At 70.4% G+C, this 4,411-nt stretch carries 1 protein-coding gene and 2 pseudogenes; all 3 read left to right on the forward strand.

The window, feature by feature from the left end; all coding sequences use genetic code 11:
- Positions 1 to 824: 824 nt before the first annotated feature.
- Positions 825 to 1,613 carry a GntR family transcriptional regulator gene (locus tag ACIP84_RS38650; protein WP_401805084.1) on the forward strand — a complete coding sequence of 263 codons (789 nt, stop codon included), beginning with the start codon at positions 825 to 827 and terminating at the stop codon, positions 1,611 to 1,613.
- A gap of 14 nt (positions 1,614 to 1,627) precedes the next feature.
- A pseudogene (locus ACIP84_RS38655) lies at positions 1,628 to 1,729 on the forward strand (hypothetical protein); the annotation flags it as partial.
- A 339-nt stretch (positions 1,730 to 2,068) separates the two neighbouring features.
- Positions 2,069 to 4,411, forward strand: a pseudogene (locus ACIP84_RS38660) (hypothetical protein); the annotation flags it as partial.

Genomic DNA, 4,411 nt, shown 5'->3' on the forward strand with positions numbered 1-4,411 from the left:
ACGAGCAGGTCCAGGACACACTGCAGTACGCGGGGGAGACCGGGCAGCGACTCCACCTCGTCCCCTTCACCCACGAACACTCCTACGGCTCCTGGCCCCAGGCCGTCGCGAAAGCACTCGCCGACATCATCCACAGTGATCCGGTCCATTACGCCCGCACCTCGGTATGGGCCACCCCAGCCGGACTGACACTCGACACCCACGACGGCAGCCTGATCCTGGAACCCGCCCCCGGCGCCGAACCACCCGACCGCCACTGGGAGTTTTTCCACTACAGCCCCACGGGCGCCGCCCTCCACCAACCCCAACTCGCCCCCGCCGCAGCCCGCAGAAACCCCTGGGCAACCGCGGAGGAGAACACTTCCAGCCATCCGTACGCCGCAGGGACCAGGCACATCAACCCGCCCCCCCCCTACCAGGAGAACCCGCCAGGCACCAGTGCTCCCCCACCGTACGACAGTCTCCCCCTCAGCCACGGCAACACGAACACCGTACGGGCCGACGGGCCCCTCGGCCACACAACCGTAACCGGCCATAGCCGCCAACCCACGAGAAGCGGCGTTACGCCCCTGACCGGTACTACGCCCGCATCCCCCGCCCCACCACCCTCGCCCGACGGCGGCTCACCGACCTCTTCCACAAACAACCCCCCATCGCTAACGGGGATCGAAACTCCCACCACATACCGCTACGACCCCGACAAACGCGCCTCAGCTTTCCGCCGAGGCCGCCACACCGCCCAGAACCTTCTCAGGAGGAACAGGAGGCCGAACCCCAACCCCACGGCCCCCCCCGCAAGACCGACGTCAGCCCACACTCCTGCGATGCCGGCCCAGCCACGCACCGACACCACCGACAACCACATTACGGGCAGGAACACCGCAGGTGTGGACTCGCCCGCCGGTTCCCGCACTCCACCACACCACGAGCCGGAAACCCCAAAGACCACAGCCCCCCAGACCATCACCGGAAACAGCTTCAACCACGAAGACCCCACCCACCACAACCCGCCCACCGACCACAACACCACCACCCCATACACCCCCAACGACAACACCAACCTCGACATCGACCTCGGCTCCTATGAGCTCATAGGCATGCCGCCCACCAGCACCACCGCCGACACAGAATTCCCCAGTCAGGAAACCCAAACCCCCCAAGCCACCCAGATCCCCGCCTTCGACTCCCACAACGCCACCGCACTGGCCACCGCGCTCGACGGCTGGCACAACGAACCCGGCACGGTCTCTCAGCGGCTCGCCAACCAGCTCCGGAAGCTGATCAAGGACGGCCGGCTGCAGCCCGGCACCACGCTGCCGCCGCAGAGGACGCTCGCGGCCGCGCTGTCGGCGCTGCCGGGGGCGCCGACCCTGTCGCAGAAGCCGGTGAGCAGTGCCTACAGCTTGCTGCGGGGGGAGGGACTTCTGCAGGGCACGCGTGGCTCAGGTACGCGGGTAAACCCGCTGCCACTCCCGCCGATGATGCCGGCACCCCCGACACCAGCCCCATCGACGGGACCGACGCCACCGCACTGGCCGCCGCACTCGACGGCTGGCAGAACGAACCCGGCAAGACCATCCCCGAGCGGCTCGCCAACCAGCTCCGGCAGCTGATCAAGGACGGCCGGCTGCAGCCCGAAACCAAACTGCCGGGGCGGACGGCGCTCGCGGCCGCGCTGCCGGCGCTGCCGGGAACGCCGACCCTGTCGCAGACACCGGTGGGCAGTGCCTGCAGCTTGCTGCGGGGGCAGGGTTTCCTGGTCGCGCGGCATGGCTCCGGTACGCGGGTGGTTTCCGCTGCTGACCTCGACGACGCCTTTGCCGCGCGTGCGGGTGGTGCGGGTGCTGGCGGGCAGGGGCCTGTGCCTGTGCTGTCTGCCGGTGGTGTCGGTCTGGCGGCTCCTCTCCTCCTGCCCGATACCGCCGCGCCGGTTTCGGGGCCGGTTTCGGGGCCGGTTTCGGGGCCGGTTTCGGGGGTGGGGTTTGAGGGTGGGGTTCTGGTCACCGAGGGCGGTGGTGTTCTTGGCCGTTCGCTGAGTGGGCGTGTGGACGGTCCGGGGGTCTATCCCGTGGTGGACACTTCCGCGGTCTACGTGCACACCCCGCAGGACGACGGTGGGACGGCGGTGACCGTGCTGCCCGCTCCGTGGGGTACGGGGCGTAACCCGATGGTGTATGTGGCCGAGGTCGACGGCGAGGGCCGGGTCATCGGTCCCGACGGCCTACCACTCGCGCATGAGGCCGTGGCCCGGTCGGTCGCCTCCGACCCCCACCGGCAGGACCGTCCCGTGGTCCTCCTGGTCCCCGGGGCCGCCTCCCAGGGCCAGGACCTCGCCCACACCATCGCCACACTGCTGAACGCACCGGTCTGGGCGCCGACCCACCAGGGCGGGCTCACGACGACCGCCACCGCCACCGCCACCGCCACCGGTACCCCCATGACACGGATCACGGTGCACCAGACCGCCGGCGGGGCGGGTGTCCCCCTGGGCGACCTGGTCCGGGTCGATCCGCCCTCGCCTGCGCCCCGCCGGAGCACGCTCCTCTACGGCGACGATCATCCCTTCCCCACCCTCTTCCCCGGCCGCATGCTCACCCGCCGGCAGGTCATGCGTGCCCTGGTCCGCCTGGCCGGCGACGACACCGGCACACCCCTGATCCTGTTCGACCCCACCGGCCCCCGCCCCCGGCTCTACCACCATTTCCTGGGCCACCGCCAACGCCTGCACGCCGTACAGGCCGACGGCCGGCTCCACTACACCGCCGTCGAGGACATTCCCGCGGACCAGGTCCTGCCGCCGGGTACCCGTGTCATCGTCGCCCACGGCAGCCCCGGCGCGATCACCCTGACCATCGAGGGCAACACGGTCCAGATCACTCCCGACGTCTTCGGACAGCTCCTGGGCGGACTGCGCGAGATCCAGGAACTCAGCCCGGACACCCTGGTCGTCCTCGAGATCTGCTTCGCCGCCACCGGCGCCACCGCCCCCTACGCTCACCATCCCGACAGCGCCGTCCCGACCGCCCGGGTCTTCGACCCGCTGTCCGACCAAGCCCGCTCACCCGCCCAGCATTTCGCCGACACCAGCGGACTCGCCACCTACGCGCACGACGGCATCTCCGCCATGACCGACCAAGGCCCCGCCGACACCCCCACCGGCCGGCGCATGCACCTGCCCCTGCCCCCGCAGCCCCTGCGCATGAACCTCGCCCGCGAGATCAACTCACTCACCGGTCTCAGCACCGGCGAGCAGGACATCGCCCGCTACATCCGCGCCCTGCGCCTGAGAATCCATCCCCACGCCGACACACTGCCCGACTTCATGCCGATGCTGCGCGGCCTGGCCGTGCTCGACGCCCTGCACAGGAACGACCCGACCGCCAGCACCCTGTCGCCGTACCTCAGCCTCGAACTGCTCGACCACACCACCCGGCAGCACAGCAACAACCCCACACCCCACCCGGACCACTACCAGCAACTCCTCGTCCTCCTGTCCGACCCACCCTCCCCGCTCACACTGTCCGACCTCGCGCCCTCCCTCGCACCGCCGCCCACGGACCCCGCCCAGTACCGCCTGCTCCTGGACTACCTCTGGCCGCCCCAGGGCGTTCCCGGCCTGCCGGAAGACCCCGGCACCATCACCCACCAGGCGGTGTGGGCGATGACGAACGCGTACTGGCAGCTCACCGCTCACTGGAACACAGACCACACCACCGCCCCCGCCATCCCCTGGCACGACATCCTCCACACCGACACCGACACCGACACCGACACCGCCTGGACGCCGGAGCACTTCACCGAGCTGGCCCGGGTGGTCACCTGCGCCTACATCCTGGGCCTGGACACCACCGACCCCCACATCCTCGGAGCCCTGCACATCTCACTCCAGCCCGGCTACTGGAACACCGAAACCCCCGCCGGAGACCCCCTCGACACCACACAGTCCTTCCGCCCCATCCTGCGCTGGAACTGGACCGGCACCCCCACCGGCATCGACCTCACCGGAGCACACCACACCACCAGCCCCACCGGTCCCCTCCAGCCCTACCAGGCCTCCTGGCCCACACCCCACAACCCCACACCCCCCGGCGCCGTCTCTCCCTCACACCAGTACCTGACCATCCACGCCGAACGCGACACCACGACCGGCCGCATCCGCATCACCCTGCCCCACCGCACCCTCCACGCCACCGACCACGAAGCAGCCCACCTCATCGCCACCCTCAGCAACCAGCTCCGCCACCACCCCCAGCACACCCCCCTCATCCTCCTCATCCACCACCCCGGACCACTCCCCCAACTCCTCACCCACCTCACCGGCCACACCACCATCCACTACAACGGCCCCCTCACCCTCACCCCCCCCCCGCCCCGGCCGGCCCCCCGGCGGGCGCGCCCCCCGGCGGGCGCC

The organism is Streptomyces sp. NPDC088707 (assembly GCF_044752725.1).
In the GTDB taxonomy this organism is placed as follows: Bacteria; Actinomycetota; Actinomycetes; order Streptomycetales; family Streptomycetaceae; genus Streptomyces.